Here is a 17,414-nt window from a genome sequence, read left to right as displayed (position 1 = left end):
AAGGTAAGCACACCAATCAATATACCACTAAAATTCATCATAACTCCTTGTCCTTTTCCTTATACAAACAGCACATTATCGCAGACCGGCGCAACTTATCTTCTGCGTGCAACAGTCGCCCTCAACAACATATCCAATATGCGCAAAGAAGAAGTATTGCAATATAGAACTACAGCCTTCCTCTTCCATATTTTTTAAATATCTGACACATTTTTATGGATTGCATTTTTTATACGGATCATAACCTGCAGCAATCAGCGCATCCCTACTCTATAATTTGTTTAATTGTTCAATTACTCAACTATAATATTTAAAAATATTATTTCTGCCAAAGATGCTCAAATCCCTTGTCAATAATCTCTTTCACATGATCATCTGCCAGCGAGTAGTAAACTATCTGTGCTTCTTTACGGAATTTTACCAGATTCGCAAGACGCAATGCCTTTAACTGGTGTGAGATTGCGGATTTCGTTACCCCCAGTAGCACAGCAAGATCACATACACACATCTCACTCTGTTCCAGAGCGTGTAAGATTTGTACTCTGGTACCATCTCCAAATAGCTTAAATAAAGATGCCAACTGGATATAATCATCTTTGGGTTGCATCTTGGATTTCACATCATTCACAATATCCTCATGAATTACATCGCAATTACAAATATAAGACGGTTTAGGCATACACTTACCTCGTATAATTTTAGTTGAATAGTTGTTCAACTATGATTATATTCATTTATTTTTCTATGTCAATAAGATTAGTAAATATCTTCTTGGATTTTTGTTTTTAACTGCTTAATACTTTTATACCGCATCAAAGAATGTGTAGATGAGTTTGAATATAAATTCAAGGACTCCGAAACAGGAAAAATTAAAAAGTTCAAGATAACAGAAAAAAGGATTGTTACTTTTAATCCCAAACTGGCCAAGAAGCAGATATATGAGATTAATAAAGAAGTTGAAAAAGCAAAACTACTGAAAGCTTCACAGGCAAAGTGCTCAGAATACGGCGACTCTGCAAAATATGTGATTTTTACCACTACAGGTGAACAGCGAATAAGTTTGTAAGGCTAAATTCCACACCCAACAGGAATTTCTTTTACAAATAATTGAACAGACGTTTTCTACATTCATCTATTGACTTTACTGCACAGAACGACTACAATACAGCCATATAAGGAAGTGCATTACTATGCCGCAAACTGCTTTTCGCCCCAACCACATGCACATTGCGTGGCACGATTACACATCACATGATACTACTCTACCGATCTCTGCCGCGCCCTTGCGCGAGAAGGCCTCCGTCATCGGCCGCACCGGCTTGATGCTGCTCTCATGCGGCACCGGTGCATGGCGTGTCCGCAGTTCGATGAACACGCTCGCGGAGGAGCTGGGGCTGGTCTGTGCAGCCGACATTGGTCTGACCTCGATCGAATACACCTGCTTTGACGGTGAACAGGCATTTTCGCAAACGCTCACGCTGACCAGCACAGGCGTCAACACCTCAAAGCTCAACCGACTCGAGCAGTTCGTCGCTGAGTTTGCCGACATCTGCTCCCGTATGACCGGCGAGCAGCTGCACACCCACCTTGACGAAATCGAGCAGGTGCACGGACTGTATTCGCCACTGATGCTCGGTCTGGCGGCTGCCCTCGCCTGCGGTGCATTTACGTTTCTGCTCGGCGGCGGCTGGGTCGAGATGATACTCGCATTCTTTGGCGCGGGTATCGGCAACGCCGTGCGCTGCAAGCTGTCCAAGCACCATCTGACGCTTGTGCTCTGCACGACTGTTTCGGTCGCAGCAGCCTGTCTGGTGTACGCGGGCTGTCTCAAGATTGCCGAGATGACCTGCGGCATCAATGTCCAGCACGAAGCCGGCTACATCTGCTCCATGCTATTCATCATTCCCGGATTTCCGTTCATCACCAGCGGCATCGACATGGCCAAGCTGGATATGCGGTCAGGTCTCGAACGGCTCAGCTACGCGGTAATGATCGTATTGATTGCCACGATGGCCGCATGGCTGATGGCGCTCGCGCTGCACCTCAAACCGGTAGATTTTCTGCCGCTGAACCTCAGCATGCTGCAGTATATCGTATTCCGCCTGCTCACCAGCTTCTGCGGTGTGTTCGGCTTTTCGATCATGTTCAACAGCCCGGTACCACTGGCGATGTCCGCCGCGGTTATCGGCGCAATATCCAACACGCTGCGTCTGGAGCTGGTTGACCTTGCATCTTTGCCGCCTGCGGCTGCCGCATTTTTCGCGGCCATGATCGCCGGACTGCTGGCTTCTGCGTACAAAAAGCACTCCGGTTTTCCGCGCATCGCGATTACAGTGCCATCTATTGTGATTATGGTGCCCGGCCTGTATCTCTACCGCGCAATTTACAATCTCGGTATGATGAACCTGAGCATTTCCGCTTCGTGGTTCGCGTCTGCCACATTGATCATTCTCGCGCTTCCGCTCGGACTGATCTTCGCCCGTATTATGACGGATAAGATGTTCCGTTACTGCACCTGATTTTCTGCAGACAAGCCAAAACCGCTGCTGTGAGTTTTCCTCATAGCAGCGGTTTTGTTATGCTTTTTACAGCGGCAGCGAGTCCTTGCCAGCCTGATGGATCATCTTCTCACGACAGCGCAGCACAATGCCGTCCACCTGCTCGAGATGGTGCAGGATGTTATGTTCAAACTCCTTAAGCGGCAGCAGAACGCCCAGTTCATCGTGGCTTTTCTGCAACTTGTAGCCGGTGTCCTGACCGTAGAATACCATCGCGGTCGGACACCTCTGCTGGATTTCATTGAATGCGTCCCAGACGATGTTGTACGCCTGTGCTTCGGTCAGACCCTGCTCGACCGTATCCGGCAGCGCGTACAGCGTCAGCACGCCGCGGCGGGACGGCGAATACATCTCCCGCACCTGCATGTCCTTGGTGTACTTGTGGCGCAGATGACTGCCATCGGCCAGGTAGAGCGCCGCACGCGGTACAGACAGGTGCTGACGGTAAATATCGTGGAACTTGCGCAGCTCTCGTGCCGAGACGGCATTGCGGTATTCCTCGCGCACCTCACCGTTCGCATCGGTCAGCAGTCTGGGATTCCCGCCGTTTTTGCCATGAAAGCGATACGGAATAAGATAGGCTGTGCGCAGCAGATCGAACATCGTGTTATTGCATAGCGCAATCGTCAGCGCGGAAATATCGCGGTTCTCGTAAGCCTGCAAAAGCGCTTTCGCAAAGCTGCACTCTGCACCGCCGCCATCCTCAAACGATGCATTCTCCTGCTCCATGCAGAAGGTTTCGTACAACTGCTGCTCTGCACCCGGATTGCTCAGAATTCTGTGGAACAGTGCTTCGGCGTGTTCCTCTCTTGGAAAAAGTGATGTCATGATAATTCCTCCTCATGCACTGTCAAGAGCTTGCTTTTTTGCAATACAAGCATAGCCCTGTTTATCTCGTATGTCAATCGTATTTTTCAAATTATAACGTAACCGTCAAACCTCCCGCATCTCCTGTGGCCAACTATTAGGGTAGCATTCACAAAAGAGTCTATGAATATGAACCGTCGTTTTTACTGAGAAATTACTGCCTTTCTCGGAAAGCACGCTTTCAATGTCCACTTTTTCATTCTCAATATCCACTTTCGCATTTCCCATATCCACTTTTTCTTCATTCAAAAGTCCACTTATATGTAGATTGCGATTATGAAGCTCATTCTTCTCGTTCAAAAGCAGATTTCTGAAAAACACTTCCAGATACTCCGTTGTTTCGTGAATACCTTCCTGCAGGTTCGTATAGTTTGCACGGACAAGTGCATTTCTGAAATACCACGCATTTTCCGCAAATATATCATTGGTAGCAGAAAAACCAAGTGTCCTCAAACAGGATTTGAGTTGCATAATTCTACTTCAGCTTCATCTTTCCCTCCATTCGCATCATCTCATTCTGGGCTTGCGCTTTGGTCACGTTTGCATAAACGCGCATGGTTGTTTCGGCATTTGCGTGCCCCATGATAATCTGGACTGTTTTCAAGTCTATTCCGCCCAGAATCATCCTCGTACAGAACGTATGCCGCAACATATATGTTTTGATTGTAAAGAGGAGACACTGCTCCGTTAAATTTAATCAGTACGCACATACATCAATTATCTCTTTATGAGAGAAAGGAGTGTTTTGCTTGAAATTTCTTCATAAAAAGAATTCGAAAAAAGGAGCTATCCCAAACGGATAACTCCTTACTTTCTGTAAAGCCATTTTGTTCATATGTGGTGTCAAATTGGTGTCAAACCAATCCCACAATGCCCAAAAGTGACGGTATATCTAGACTTTTTAGTCCAGCGGCTTCATTGTCGGGAACAGCAGAACGTCGCGAATGGATGCAGCGTCGGTCAGGAACATGACCAGACGGTCAATGCCCATGCCCATGCCGCCCGTGGGAGGCATACCGTATTCCAGCGCATTGATGAAATCCTCGTCCATCATGCCGGCTTCCTCGTCGCCTGCGGCGCGCAGAGCAACCTGACGCTCGAAGCGCTCCTTCTGGTCGATCGGGTCGTTCAGCTCGGAGAATGCATTGCACAGCTCGCGGCCGTAAACAAAGCACTCGAAGCGCTCGGTCAGACGCGGGTCGGACGGCTTGCGCTTTGCCAGCGGAGAAATCTCAACCGGGTAATCGGTGATGAAGGTCGGCTGCATGAGATTCTCCTCAACGTACTCGTCGTAGCACAGGCTCATCAGGTCGCCCCAGCTCTCCTTGCCCTTTTCGATCTCGAGGCCCTTCGCCTTAACGGCTTCGAGCGCCTCCTCCGGAGTGAGTGCCATAAAGTCGATGCCGGCATACTCCTTGACAGCCTCAGCCATGGTCATGCGCTTCCAGCCCTTGGAGAAATCGATCTCCACGCCCTGATACATCACCTTGGTGCTGCCCAGAACCTTTTCGCAGACATGGATTACCATGTCCTCGGTAATATCCATCATGCCGTGGTAATCGGTGTATGCCTGATACAGCTCGATGGTGGTGAACTCCGGATTGTGCTTGGTGTCCATGCCCTCGTTGCGGAAAATACGGCCGATCTCGTATACGCGCTCCAGACCGCCTACGATCAGGCGCTTGAGGTGCAGCTCGGTCGCAATACGCAGATACATATCAATATCCAGCGCGTTGTGATGGGTGATGAACGGACGAGCCGCAGCACCGCCCGGAATGGTGTTCAGACACGGGGTCTCAACCTCCATAAAACCGCGGGAATCCATAAAGTTGCGGATCTCGCGCACGATAGCGGAGCGCTTCTCAAAGGTATCGCGTACCTCCGGATTGACGATCAGGTCAACATAGCGCTGACGGTAACGCATATCGGTATCCTTCAGACCGTGCCACTTCTCCGGCAGCGGTGCAAGGTTTTTGGAAAGCAGCGTCAGCTCGGTTACGGAAACCGAAATCTCACCCTTCTGGGTACGGAATACCTCGCCCTCGATACCGATGATATCACCGATATCGAACTTCTTGTAGCCCTTGTATACGTCCTCGCCTACGTTGTCGCGCTTGATATAAAGCTGCAGACGGCCGTAGCGGTCGCGCATATCCGAGAAGGAAGCCTTGCCCATGATGCGCTTGGACATCATGCGGCCTGCCAGACGAACGGTCTTGCCTTCCAACTCATCAAAATGCTCGTGAATATCGGTGGTATAATGATCGCGCTCAAAGCGAACCTGCTGGAACGGGTCCTTGCCCGCAGCCTGCAGCTCTGCCAGCTTTTCGCGGCGAATGCGCTTCAGCTCGTGCAGTTCCTCCGCGGTCTGCTCGTGCTGATCCTGCGCCTGATGCTGTTCTGCCATATCTTCCCCATCTTTCATAAAATTTTTGACGGCAGCGCCAAACAACTCGCCTTTGTCAAATTGTTTGGTGTTACCTGAAATAGTGACTTCGCTTTTCACTTGCGATAAAGGTAATTTACTTCTCGATCTTGAGGATCTCGTACTTTACGATGCCGATCGGTGCCTCGACCTCAACAACATCGCCGACCTTCTTGCCCAGCATAGCCTTGCCGAACGGAGACTCATCGGAGATCTTGCCGTCCATCGGATCGGCCTCCTGAGAGCCGACGAAGTGGTACTCCTCTTCCTCGTCCTCCTCGAGATCCTTAACAATAAAACGGCAGCCGGGAGAAACCTCGTCTGCAGCGTAGCTGTCGCCGGTTACAACGACTGCGTGCTTGATGATCTCCTCAAGCTCGGCAATGCGGGAATACAGCTTGCCCTGCTCGTTCTTGGCTTCATCGTACTCGGCGTTCTCGGACAGGTCGCCGAAGGAGCGTGCTTCCTTCAGCTGCTCTGCAACCTCATCCGCACGGGTAGTTTTCAGATATTCCAGTTCGTCCTTATATGCGTCCAGACTTTCCTGTGTCAGTTTAATTTCTTTTGCCATGTTTGCAAACCCTTCTTACTCAGTGTCATCGGCTTTCGAGCCGTACAGTACACTATATTATAAATTAAGCACCAATGCCATGTCAAGCGATTCGACCATTTTCTGTCCGATTTTCTGCCGGAGTGCTCGATTATCCCACAGTTTCTATCGCTTTTTGAAGCTGCGGATCGGTTTCCGGCGTCAGGAAGAAAAAGTTCTGCGTCTGCTCATCGGTCAGCTTCACCTCAATATCCGGCGCAATGCCGACATCCGCAAGGCTTTTGCCCTTGGGCGTAAAGTATTCTTCGACAGACAGATTGACCGCCGAGCCGTCGCTCAGCTGGTAGGTGCGCTGAGCGCGTCCCTTGCCGGTGGTGTGCGTGCCGACGAGCGTTGCGCGGTCGTACTCCTGCAGCGCCGCCGCGAAAAATTCTGCCGCCGAAATGCTCTGGTCGTCAATGAGCACCGCGATTGGCAGGTCAATACGGTCTGCATCCGAGGTGTAAACGGTCTCCGAGCCGTTTTTCATGCGCAGCGTCATAATGGTGCCCTCGCCGAGCAGCGGATCGAGTGCCGCGCTCATCTCCTTGACACGACCGCCGCCGTTGTGGCGCACGTCAATGACAAGCGACTGTGCGCCGCTGTCGGTCAGCGACTGCAGCGCCGTCTTGAACTGATCGGCGCAGCCGTCATGGAAGTTCTCGATGCGGATGTAGCCGATTTTATCATTCAGCATTTTGCCCCATGCCATCTTCTGCGTGACAACGGCACGCTGCATGGTCAGTTCCTTGGCGGAGCCGTCTGCCTTCTTGACCGTGACGGTCACATCGGTCCCCTCTTTGCCGGAAATCGCGCTGATAACCGCACTCGAACCGTCCTTTTCGGTCGTCAGATCTCCCGTACCGAGAATGTAATCGCCCTTTTCGATGCCGGCCTTCGCCGCAGGCGAATCATCATACACGAGCGTAACGCGAATACTCGTCTCGGTGCTCGTCACCGAAACGCCGATGCCGCAGCCCTTGCCCTCACCGCTCATGCGGTAGGCTTCGTAGTTTTCCGCAGGAATATACGACGACCACTTGTCTCCCAGACCGGTAATATAGCCTGCCGCAGCATAATCCGCAACATTGTCCGCGTCCAGTTCACCAACGTACTTGTCCGATACCAGCCGGTCGATCTCACGCAGCTTTTTCCCGACCTCGTTGGTGTTCCAGCCGGTGGAAATCAGGCAGATGACTGCCGTTATCGCGCCTGCCGCAGCACACATGGTCAGCGCTGTCCGCAGAGAGACCTGTCTCTCCCGCAGTTTTTTCATGGTTTGTCCTCCTCCACGAGAAAAGGGAGAGCGTTACACTCTCCCCTTTTATGTAATTGCGTTAGTTGAAGTAACTCATCGGGTTCTGCGTCGAACCGTTTACATACACCTCAAAGTGCAGATGCGGACCGGTCGAGTTGCCGGTAGAGCCTACCAGACCGATGGTCTGACCGGCGGAAACCGTCTGACCAACCGAAACATGGATCGCAGACTGATGACCGTAAGCCGTCATGACGCCGCCGCCGTGATTGATAACGGTATAGTTGCCGTAGCCGGAAACCCAGCCTGCGGTAGTAACCGTACCGGATGCGGCTGCTACGATCGGTGTGCCGGTCGGTGCCGGAATATCCTCGCCCTTGTGGAACTTGCGGGTACCGTAGATCGGATGTACACGCCAGCCATAGGCACTCGAATTATTGGTGTAACCCGGAAGCGGCCAAGTGAACGTGCCGCTTGTCAGCGTTGCGCTGCTCAGATTGCCCGCCGAACTGCTGCTCGACGAGGACGAGCTGCCGCCCTTCTTCTTTGCGGCCGCTGCCGCTGCTGCTGCCGCAGCAGCTTCCTTGCGGGACTGCTCTGCGATCTGGTCACTTACGGTGTCCATCTCGCTGGTGATGCGCTCGTACTCGGCCTTCTGCTCCTTCTGGTACGCCTGCAGGCTCTTCTGCAGTGCCTTCTGCTGCTCCTCGCTGGATTTCAGCTCCTCAGCCTTATACTTCAGGTTTTCCTGATACTGTACCTGCTCGTCCTGGGTAGCCTGCAGGTCATCGCGCTTCTGCTGAATATCCTCCTTGGCAGCGGTGTACTCCGCTACGATCTTCTTATTATCGTCCATGATCGCGGAAACAATCTCCAGACGGCTGAGAAGATCAGAGAAGTTGGATGCGTTCAGCAGAACCTCCAGATAGCTGGTCTCACCCTGCTCATACGTCGTGCGGACAGTCTCAGAAAAACGCTCCTTCTTGCTGTCCAGCGCCTTGATCGCAGCATCCAGCTCGGTCGTCTTGACGTCGATCTGGTCCTGCAGACGGTCGATATACGCGGTTACCGTCGTAATTTCTTCCTTGGTGAGCTTGATCTCTTTCTGCAGGGCGGCACGGGTCTTTGCAACCTCATCCACCTTGCCTGCCAGACTATCCAGCTCCGCCTTGACCGATGCCTTCTGATCCTCCAGATCGGACAGCTTGCCTTTCAGTTCCTTACTGCTCACCGCACCGGCATAAACCAGACCGGAGGCGATCATCGAGAACACCATCGCTGCGACCAGGATGCCCGCAATAATGCAGGAGATCAGGCGCACGGTTTTCTTTTTCATCATATTGAAACATTCGCTCCTTTATGCAGTCGTTATACATCCATAAACTTGCGGATACTCGTTACCGAACCGCCGATGCCGAACAACGCGCCTGCACCGCAGTACACGCCGAGCACCCACCAGCGCAGCACATCGAACGAGAGCAGATGGAACGAGGACAGCGAAACCGTACCTGCCACGTTGTACAGCTCGGTGTACAGACCCCATTCCGCGAGGAATGCCAGTCCGCCGGCAACCAGACCGAGCACCATGCCTTCGATGACAAACGGCCAGCGGATAAACCAGTTGGTCGCACCGACCATCTTCTGGATGGAGATCTCCTCACGGCGGGCAAACATGGCCAGCTTTACCGTATTGGAGATGATGAAGATCGAGATAACAGCCAGACCAACGATCATAGCTGCCGCGATCATGTTGAACACGCGCTGAATCTGAACCAGCTTGCGGATAACATCCTCATCCGCACGCACGCTTGCAACGCCGTCAACCGCTTCGATTTCCTTGATCGTTGCGTCCGCCTGCATGGAATCACTCAGGGTGAACACATAGCTGTTGCGCAGCGGATTGTTGTCCGCGTTGTAATCCTCGAGGATGTCCGCGTCGTCGCCCAGCTCCTTGCGGTACTGCTCCAGCGCGACATCGCGGTCCTCGAAGGCGATCGACGCAATGTTGTCGATCTTCTCGAACTGCGTCTGCAGCGTTTTCGCCTCACGCGTGGTAAGCGAATCATCGATCCAGACTACGATCTGGTTGGACTGCTGCAGTCTCGTAATGTTATTCGTAATGTTGTAGGCCACCAGCGTAACCGTACCTGTCAGCAGCAGGCTTACGACCATGATCACCACGGCCGCCACGGACATGAAGCCGTGCTTGAAAATGTTGCGCAGGCCTTCCTTCCAATAGTAAGCGATTGATCTCATATCTGATAATACCCACCTGTCTGATCACTGATGACTTCACCGTTGTCGATCACAACAACGCGCTTTTCAAATTCGTCTACCAGACCCTTTTCGTGCGTTACGATCAGCACGGTCGTGCCAAGCTCGTTGATCTTTTCAAACAGGGTCATCAGCTCCAGCGAACGCGCAGGATCGAGGTTGCCGGTCGGCTCGTCCGCGATGATGAGGCGCGGGTTGTTGACCAGCGCACGCGCGATTGCGACACGCTGCTGCTCACCGCCGGAAAGATTCATCGGCTTCTCGTGCGCCTTGTCGGCCAGGCCGACCAGATCGAGCACATACGGCACGCGCTGCTTGATGGCCTTGCCCTTGGCGCCGATGGCGCGCATGGCAAATGCGACGTTCTCGTAAACGGTTTTGGTGTTGATCAGGCGGAAATCCTGATAGACAACGCCCAATGTACGGCGCAGATACGGAATCTGCCGCTTTTTCATTCTGCCGATATCGTAGTTGTTGACGATAACGCGGCCTTCGCTCGGCCGAACCTCACCGGTCAGCAGCTTGATGATCGTGGTTTTACCCGAGCCGGACGCGCCGACCAGAAAGACAAATTCTCCCTCGTCTACACGCAGACTCGCCTTGTTCACCGCCCGGGTTCCGTTTTCGTAAACCACGGTGGCTTCACTCATTCGTATCACAGGCAATCCTCCTCGGTGCCAACGCAGAAGGCGTGCGAATGCCCCGGATTGGGCATTTTCGCCTTCCAGCAAACAAAAAAGACAAAGGTGTAAACATATACACCTTTGTCTATTATAACAGATATCATGTTTATGCGCAAGCCGACAAACTGTGGCATTATTGCACAATTTACGTTTTTTCTGTGTAGATTTTATGAACAGACAGCGATTATCTGGTACCTTCTTCGCGGCTTGCAAGGTATTTTCGAACCATAAGCGCTACCTTAAATACGATCGCGTGATCGAACTCACGCAGGTCCAGACCGGTCAGCTTTTTGATCTTCTCAAGGCGGTACACCAGCGTATTGCGGTGTACGAACAGCTTGCGCGAGGTCTCGGACACGTTCAGGTTGTTCTCGAAGAACTTCTGAATCGTGAACAGCGTCTCCTGATCGAGCGAGTCAATCGAACCCTTGCGGAATACCTCGGACAGGAACATCTCACACAGCGTGATCGGCAGCTGATAGATCAGACGGCCAATGCCCAGATTCTCGAAGCTGATGATGTTCTTCTCGGTGTCAAATACCGCACCGACCTCGATTGCGGTCGTAGCCTCCTTGAAGGACTTTGCGATATCCTTCATCTGGGAGGATACCGAGCCGATGCCGATCAGGCACTTGACCGACAGCTCGCTGAGCAGCGTCTCCTCGATAGAGTCTGCCAGCTTGATCAGATCCTTGATCTCACTGCCCGCCTTGACCTCCTTGACAACAACGATGTCCGTCTCGGAGATATGCAGCACGAAATCCTTCTGCTTGTCCGGGAACATGCCGTTTACCACGTCGATTGCGGCAACATCGGCCGGCGCCTGCTGGCGCACGAGGAATACCACGCGCGGCACATCGTTGCCGAAGTGCAGCTCGCGGGACTTGATATAAATATCGCCCGGCAGGATATTATCCAGAATGATATTCTTTACGAAGGTAGCCTTGTCGTGCTTTTCGTCATACAGCGTCTTGATATTGTTGATCGAAACCGCAACCAGCGAGCAGATGCTGCGCGCCAGCTCGTCCTCGCCCTGTACGAATACGGCGTATTCCAGACGCGACGCACGGTCGCCCGTTGTATGATAAGTATAACCGCCGAAACGAACGATCTCGCCGGCGAAGCCCAGCTCAGTGATTGCTTCCTCCCGCATTTCACCGATACGAGGCAGATCGGTACATGCTACAACCGCACCGCTTGCGTCAACAATGCCGATCGTACGATCCACCGTATCCTTCATCTGCAAAACAATCGACTGGAACAATCTCGAAGCCATTTCCATCACCTTTCCCGTCTTTTTCACGCGCCCCGGCGCTTTACTCCGCATCCGTCCGCCGAAACGCTTACTCCTAATGGTGTTCTCACCGCTAATGGTGATTCTGCCTATGACATTCTTCACAAGAACGCCAAAAGTTCTCTATACATTTTAAGTCATTATATCACATGTCCGCGCATTTTTGTACAAAAAATTCAAAAAAATTTGTAGATTTTTTAAGTTTTTTAAGTTTGCGAGGCAAGTTTTTCCAATTCTTCCTGTGTCAGTTCCCGAAATTCGCCGGGCGCGAGTATTTTATCCAGCCAGAGACCACCCAGCCGCAGGCGTTTGAGCGCCGTTACCGTACCGCCGACTGCCGCGATCATGCGCTTGACCTGATGGTATTTGCCCTCTTTGAGCGTCACACGCACGCGCAGCTCCGGCTCGGTCTCGAGGATTTCCAGCTTCGCCGCCTTGCATTCCGTGCCGTCCCGCAGGGTCATGCCCTGCTCAAAGCGTGAGACTGCATCCGCTGCCAGCGCGCCGTCCACGACCGCCTCGTACTCTTTTTCGACATGGCGATTCGGACTCATCAGCGCATGGCTGAGCGCGCCGTCGTCCGTGATGAGCAGCAGTCCCTCGGTGTCCTTGTCCAGCCTTCCCACCGCAAACAGGCCGCGCCGTAACTCGGCCGGAAACAACTCAAGCACGGTATCGTGACGCTCGTCACGGCTTGCCGTGATAACACCCATCGGCTTGTTGAGCATATAGTACCGCTGTGCGCGGTAGCGCTGCACGGTGCCATCCACCGCCGTCTGCGACCGGTCGGGATCGACCTTAAACGCCGGATCCTTCTGCACGGTGCCGTCCACCGAGACGCGTCCCGCACGAATGAGTGCCTGCACTTCCTTGCGGCTGCCGCAGTTCAGGTGGGACAGCAATTTGTCCAATCGCATCTGTGGCATTTTGTCCCCTCCGCCAATACATTTCTTTTATAAGGATAACACTTTTTCGCAAATTGCACAATAGCTAAATGCAAAAAAAGTGCAATCCCCCGAAAGTTACCAATAGATACCATAAACCTATGATAACTTTTTCGTTGAATTGCACAGTTATGCAATTTCCGAAAGTCATTGTCAACCACTGTCAGGTCTGCGGCATATCCAGCAGGCCATGCACAAATCCATCCGTCTGTGCGGATGTGATATCCGCTGCGATCAGGCGGTTGCTGCGCACCAAAAGGTTGGCGGTCACGCCCTGCTCCCCGGTAGGATAGGCGGTCAGCGCGTAGGTATACAGCGTGGCGCGTTTGCCCTGATACGGCGTAAGATCCAGTCCCTGCGCCTGCTGAATAGCGTTGTACTGCTCATATACCTCATCGAAGGTATCGGGTATCTGCACCTCCTGTGTGCCGACCGGTTCACTCTCCACCGACCAGCCGCATGCGGTCAGCAGAGCCACCCGGTCCTCGTTCGTTTTCAGCTTTGCACTGAGCGCTGCACCTTCAGCGCTGACCGCAGTATCCGCCTCTGCCGTTTTCGGCAGCAGCGCTGCCGCGCCGACCAGCACCAGCCCGACCGCCAGCACGCCCACTACGATTTTCCTCACCGACACCTTTGCCGCAAAAACGATCATGGCATTGTCCCTCCTGCTTTTGCTTCATTCTATGCGTACAGAAGGCAAAAAAGAACGCCTCCGAGTATTTCTCGGAAGCGCAGCTTGTATCAGTCCAGATTTTTCTTCTTCAGCATCCACCATGCAAAGAAGCAGCCAACCACCGTAATGGCCAGCGGCATCCACCAGACCCAGTCGCCCGGTATCTGTCCTTCGCCGATATTCATACCGAAGAAGCCGAACACGATATTCGGAATCGTCATGATGATGGTCAGGATGGTCAAAACCTTCATGATGATATTCAGATTGTTGGAAACAACGGAAGCATAAGCATCCATCGTACCCGCCATAATGTTGGAATAGATATTCGCCATCTCGATGGCCTGACGGACCTCGATCAGCGCGTCCTCCAGAATGTCGCGGTCGTCCTCGTACAGCTTGAGCACGCGGCCGCGCAGCACCTTTTCCATCGTAACCTCGTTGCCCTTGAGTGACGAGGAGAAGTAAACCAGCGATTTACTCAGTCCGAGCAGCTGGATCAGCTCCTCATTTTTAAGGGAGTCGTACAGGCGCTTCTCGATGCGGGTAAAGTCACGCTCGATCATACGCAGATTTTTCAGGAACCGGCCCGCAATGCGGAGCAGAATCTGGAACACAAAGCGCGTCTTGAGCGAGGTATGCACGCCTTTTACCGCACCTTCCGCGATGGAGCGCAGGATGATGCTGTCCTCCAGACAAACCGTGATGACCGCATTCTGCGCCACGACAATACCCATAGGAATGGTGGTGAACATCTGTCCGCCGTCCTCGACCGAGCTTTTCTCCACCATCGGGATATCGACGATCATAAGGAGCTGCTCGTCCTCGGTATCGACACGCGAGCTTTCCTCCGGGTCGAGCGCCGCGCGAACAAACTCTTCCTCAACCTGAGCCGCCTGCGCGATCTGCTCCAGCTCGTCCGAGCTGGGATGCACCATGTTGACCCAGCAGCCCTCGGTGAACTCGCTCACTTCTGTGATGCGGCCGTCCACCGTTTTGAAAAATTCAACCATATTATACCGCCTTTCAGCAGCGGCACTCCTCGAAAATGCCACCGCGAGTAATATTTATTTGTCTACTTCCAGGGTCCGTACTCACGGTGATCACTCTCCTTTAATATGGATTTCATTTAAGGCAATACCGCATAATTGAACAAGAGCGATTTGCGAATAAATTTTGCGTACTGATGAGGCGCGGTTTCGCAGCAATACTTGCCGTATTGCAAGAAATCGCAACAAAATCAGAATACAAAATTTCCGCAAAGCGCCGCTGCTTTAATTGTGCGGTGTTGCCTTAAAATTAACCTTCCCATACCTGACAAAACAGCCCTGTTACGGGCTGTTTTGAATAGCTATCAGTTAGATTATCGGTTGTCCTTATCGAAGATGCGCATCAGAACATCAAATGCAGCATCATCAGAGCCAACATCGGACGACGGCTTGGAAGCGGTTGCGCGAGCCGGCTTCTTGTCAGCCGCTGCGGTAGCAGCCTCGGTGAACAGGCCGGTGGAGCCGGAAGCCTTGTCCTTATTGCCGTCCATGCTCATCTTTGCGGAGTTCGGAACATTGTCGAAACCGGTTGCGATTACAACAACGCGGATCTCGTCGTCCATGTTCTCGTCGATGAATGCACCGAAGATGATGTGTGCATCCGGATGAGCCGCCTGCTGAACCATGGTAGCTGCAGTCTCAACCTCGTCGAGACCGATATCGTCAGAGCCGATAACGGAAACGATAACGCCGTGTGCCATGTCGATCGAGGTCTCGAGCAGCGGGCTGGAAATTGCCTCGCGTGCAGCCTCTGCAGCCTTGTCCTTGCCTGCAGCGGAGCCGGTGCCGATGTGAGCGAAGCCTGCGTCCTTCATGACGGAGGTGACGTCCGCGAAGTCCAGGTTGATGAAGCCCGGAACGGTAATCAGCTCGGAAATGTTCTTAACTGCCTGACGCAGAACGCCGTCAGCAATCTCGAATGCGTTCTTGAAGGTGATCTTCTGCTCGGATACATACTTCAGACGCTCGTTCGGGATGATAACGAGGGAGTCTACATTCTTGTTCAGTTCTTCGATGCCGCTCAGCGCCTGCTCAAGACGCTTCTTGCCCTCGAATGCGAACGGACGGGTAACAACGCCGACCGTCAGGATGCCCAGCTCACGAGCGATCTGTGCAACAACCGGAGCTGCACCGGTGCCGGTGCCACCGCCCATGCCGGCGGTGATAAATACCATATTGGTGTTAGCGAGAGCCGCTGCGATCTGATCCTTGCTCTCCTCAGCAGCCTTGCGGCCGATCTCCGGATTTGCGCCTGCGCCCTGACCCTTGGTCAGCTTCTCGCCGATCTGGATCTTCGTGCTGGCCTGCGAATAATTCAGAGCCTGCATATCCGTGTTGATGGAAACGAACTCAACACCCTGTACACCGTTCTCGACCATGCGGTTTACAGCGTTGCCGCCGCCGCCGCCGACACCGATGACCTTAATGTTTACTACGTTATCCAAGCCCTGTTCAAACTCAAAACCCATTGTCGTTGTCCTCCGTTTTATGATAAAGAATCGTTCTTTGATTATCAATTACCGCGTTTGAGGGCACTTCGCCCCTATTGTTTTAATTTTACCTCGATTTATTCTATTTTGCAACAGGAATTAGCGAATTCCTCAAAAAAAACTTAATCTTTTCCGTGTCTTTCCCGCAAACCGGCGGGCGATACGGAAAAAGGCTGTATTTTTTCGCGTTTTTTCCTGTGTTTTCGGTTATTTTCGCCAGTATAGGCAGGAAAAACTCAGCCTTCGCCATCGTAGCTGTCGTCATAATAGCTGTCATCGTAATACGATTCGTCGTAGGAATCGTCGTAGCTGCCGTCATCGTAGGAATCGTCATAGGACGAATCGTCCGAGTAATCCGAATCATCGGAATAATCCGAGTTATCCGAACTGTCCGAGCTGTCGCTGCTCGAATCGGTCGAGTCATCGCCGTTCGTATTGTCGGTCGTACCGACTTCGCCGTCCGGATTGGTGTACGCCGGCGAGGTCACCGGATTGTCGCCTGCCTGATCGGTACCGGAGCGTGCTACATCCTCCGCCGTCTCCGGCACAAAGTGCAGACGGTTCTGCGCATCCCAGTACAGCCGCCCGATATCCGATGCCGAAAGGCGATCGCTCATAACGGTCTGTGCAAACCGAAGACGATACGTCAGATCGTCCAGTGCGCCTGCGCGAATGTCGAACCGCTTGTCATAGCCGATGCGCACATCGGTCAGGTCGTTCAGATTGAGGAAGCTCATCTTTTCGAGCAGACCGGCAGCATCCATGTTCTCCAGCACATTCAGCATGGCGTCAACGTGTGCATCCGTGCCGGTATCAAGGAAATCCCCGATCTGTGCATTCAGCGTAACGCCGAGCACGATCGGCAGACCGCCGTCCGCGGCGTTGTTCTCGAGCACCTTGCCGCCCGCACTGATATAAGTGAACGTGTTATCCTCATTCCTCACGGCAGCCGCCGCTGTGCATTCGGTGACAGTCAGCACCAGTCCATCCGGCAGCCTGCGGCGCAGCTGTGCGCTTTCCAGATACGGAAAGCTGTGCATCAGGTCGGACAATACGCGGTTTTTGTTCCACAGATAGAGATTATCGCCCTTTTGAACATCCATACCGGCGATCAGCTCCTCCGAGCCGTACTGCTTGGCGCCTTCCACCGAAATGGTCTTAACCTTGAAGAACACGGTCATCGCCACCACGGCAGCCGCCAGCACAATACCGGTCAGCAGCACGCGTCCCAGCACACGAAAGATTTTCCTGCCGCGGCGCTGCTGCTCCATCTGGTCGGGCGTGTGCTTTTTTCGCCTTCTGCGTCTCATCACAGC

General features: G+C 52.7%; 18 protein-coding genes. 2 read left to right on the top strand and 16 right to left on the bottom strand.

What is annotated here, in order from left to right; genetic code table 11:
- Positions 1–198 (top strand): hypothetical protein (locus ACWVX6_RS04450; RefSeq protein WP_455152451.1); only part of this gene is annotated, 198 nt, incomplete at its 5' end.
- Between the two features lie 121 nt (positions 199–319).
- Here ACWVX6_RS04450 and ACWVX6_RS04445 read toward each other — a convergent pair.
- A complete protein-coding gene (locus tag ACWVX6_RS04445; RefSeq protein ID WP_118360372.1) occupies positions 320–679 on the bottom strand; it encodes an ArsR/SmtB family transcription factor in 360 nt (119 codons plus the stop codon).
- Between the two features lie 511 nt (positions 680–1,190).
- On the opposite strand from ACWVX6_RS04445, the gene ACWVX6_RS04440 reads away from it, so the two are divergent.
- Positions 1,191–2,519 carry a threonine/serine ThrE exporter family protein gene (locus ACWVX6_RS04440; protein WP_455152450.1) on the top strand — a complete coding sequence of 443 codons (1,329 nt, stop codon included), beginning with the start codon at positions 1,191–1,193 and terminating at the stop codon, positions 2,517–2,519.
- A gap of 66 nt (positions 2,520–2,585) precedes the next feature.
- Here ACWVX6_RS04440 and ACWVX6_RS04435 read toward each other — a convergent pair whose 3' ends face one another.
- The 15 genes from ACWVX6_RS04435 to ACWVX6_RS04365 all read right to left on the bottom strand — a co-directional run bounded on the left by ACWVX6_RS04435 (position 2,586) and on the right by ACWVX6_RS04365 (position 17,408).
- Positions 2,586–3,386 (bottom strand): DUF4866 family protein, encoded by an 801-nt coding sequence (locus tag ACWVX6_RS04435; RefSeq protein WP_455152449.1) that lies wholly within the window; start codon positions 3,384–3,386, stop codon positions 2,586–2,588.
- A gap of 105 nt (positions 3,387–3,491) precedes the next feature.
- On the bottom strand, positions 3,492–3,896 hold the full coding sequence (locus ACWVX6_RS04430; RefSeq protein WP_455152448.1) for a hypothetical protein: 405 nt from the start codon (positions 3,894–3,896) through the stop codon (positions 3,492–3,494).
- Between the two features lie 4 nt (positions 3,897–3,900).
- Positions 3,901–4,077 (bottom strand): tyrosine-type recombinase/integrase, encoded by a 177-nt coding sequence (locus ACWVX6_RS04425; RefSeq protein ID WP_117489343.1) that lies wholly within the window; start codon positions 4,075–4,077, stop codon positions 3,901–3,903.
- A 249-nt stretch (positions 4,078–4,326) separates the two neighbouring features.
- Positions 4,327–5,832 (bottom strand): lysine--tRNA ligase, encoded by a 1,506-nt coding sequence (gene lysS, locus ACWVX6_RS04420; RefSeq protein WP_455152447.1) that lies wholly within the window; start codon positions 5,830–5,832, stop codon positions 4,327–4,329.
- A gap of 115 nt (positions 5,833–5,947) precedes the next feature.
- Positions 5,948–6,421 (bottom strand): transcription elongation factor GreA, encoded by a 474-nt coding sequence (greA, locus tag ACWVX6_RS04415; protein ID WP_110436347.1) that lies wholly within the window; start codon positions 6,419–6,421, stop codon positions 5,948–5,950.
- A 130-nt stretch (positions 6,422–6,551) separates the two neighbouring features.
- Positions 6,552–7,715, bottom strand: coding sequence for a S41 family peptidase (locus ACWVX6_RS04410; protein ID WP_455152446.1), 1,164 nt, complete (start codon positions 7,713–7,715; stop codon positions 6,552–6,554).
- Between the two features lie 61 nt (positions 7,716–7,776).
- Positions 7,777–9,033 (bottom strand): murein hydrolase activator EnvC family protein, encoded by a 1,257-nt coding sequence (locus ACWVX6_RS04405; RefSeq protein WP_455152445.1) that lies wholly within the window; start codon positions 9,031–9,033, stop codon positions 7,777–7,779.
- Positions 9,034–9,062: 29 nt separating this feature from the next.
- Complete coding sequence (gene ftsX, locus ACWVX6_RS04400; RefSeq protein ID WP_118564248.1) at positions 9,063–9,950, bottom strand: permease-like cell division protein FtsX; 888 nt, start codon at positions 9,948–9,950, stop codon at positions 9,063–9,065.
- On the bottom strand, positions 9,947–10,627 hold the full coding sequence (gene ftsE, locus ACWVX6_RS04395) for a cell division ATP-binding protein FtsE (RefSeq protein ID WP_110436343.1): 681 nt from the start codon (positions 10,625–10,627) through the stop codon (positions 9,947–9,949). The genes ftsX and ftsE overlap by 4 nt, the downstream gene beginning before the upstream one ends.
- A 208-nt stretch (positions 10,628–10,835) precedes the next feature.
- A complete protein-coding gene (locus ACWVX6_RS04390) occupies positions 10,836–11,927 on the bottom strand; it encodes a PucR family transcriptional regulator (RefSeq protein ID WP_110437201.1) in 1,092 nt (363 codons plus the stop codon).
- A gap of 224 nt (positions 11,928–12,151) precedes the next feature.
- Positions 12,152–12,871, bottom strand: coding sequence for a pseudouridine synthase (locus tag ACWVX6_RS04385; protein WP_455152444.1), 720 nt, complete (start codon positions 12,869–12,871; stop codon positions 12,152–12,154).
- Between the two features lie 181 nt (positions 12,872–13,052).
- Positions 13,053–13,541 (bottom strand): DUF4830 domain-containing protein, encoded by a 489-nt coding sequence (locus ACWVX6_RS04380; protein ID WP_455152443.1) that lies wholly within the window; start codon positions 13,539–13,541, stop codon positions 13,053–13,055.
- Between the two features lie 89 nt (positions 13,542–13,630).
- On the bottom strand, positions 13,631–14,572 hold the full coding sequence (locus ACWVX6_RS04375; RefSeq protein ID WP_110436341.1) for a magnesium transporter CorA family protein: 942 nt from the start codon (positions 14,570–14,572) through the stop codon (positions 13,631–13,633).
- Positions 14,573–14,922: 350 nt separating this feature from the next.
- The gene (gene ftsZ, locus ACWVX6_RS04370) at positions 14,923–16,077 is read right to left on the bottom strand and encodes a cell division protein FtsZ (RefSeq protein ID WP_118360333.1); all 1,155 of its coding nucleotides are present in this window, start codon (positions 16,075–16,077) and stop codon (positions 14,923–14,925) included.
- Positions 16,078–16,334: 257 nt separating this feature from the next.
- The gene (locus ACWVX6_RS04365) at positions 16,335–17,408 is read right to left on the bottom strand and encodes a cell division protein FtsQ/DivIB (protein WP_455152452.1); all 1,074 of its coding nucleotides are present in this window, start codon (positions 17,406–17,408) and stop codon (positions 16,335–16,337) included.
- Positions 17,409–17,414: the final 6 nt, after the last annotated feature.

The organism is Butyricicoccus sp. (assembly GCF_977037065.1).
Note: the sequence above shows the minus strand (reverse complement) of the source record. Positions and strands in the feature narration are given on the sequence as shown.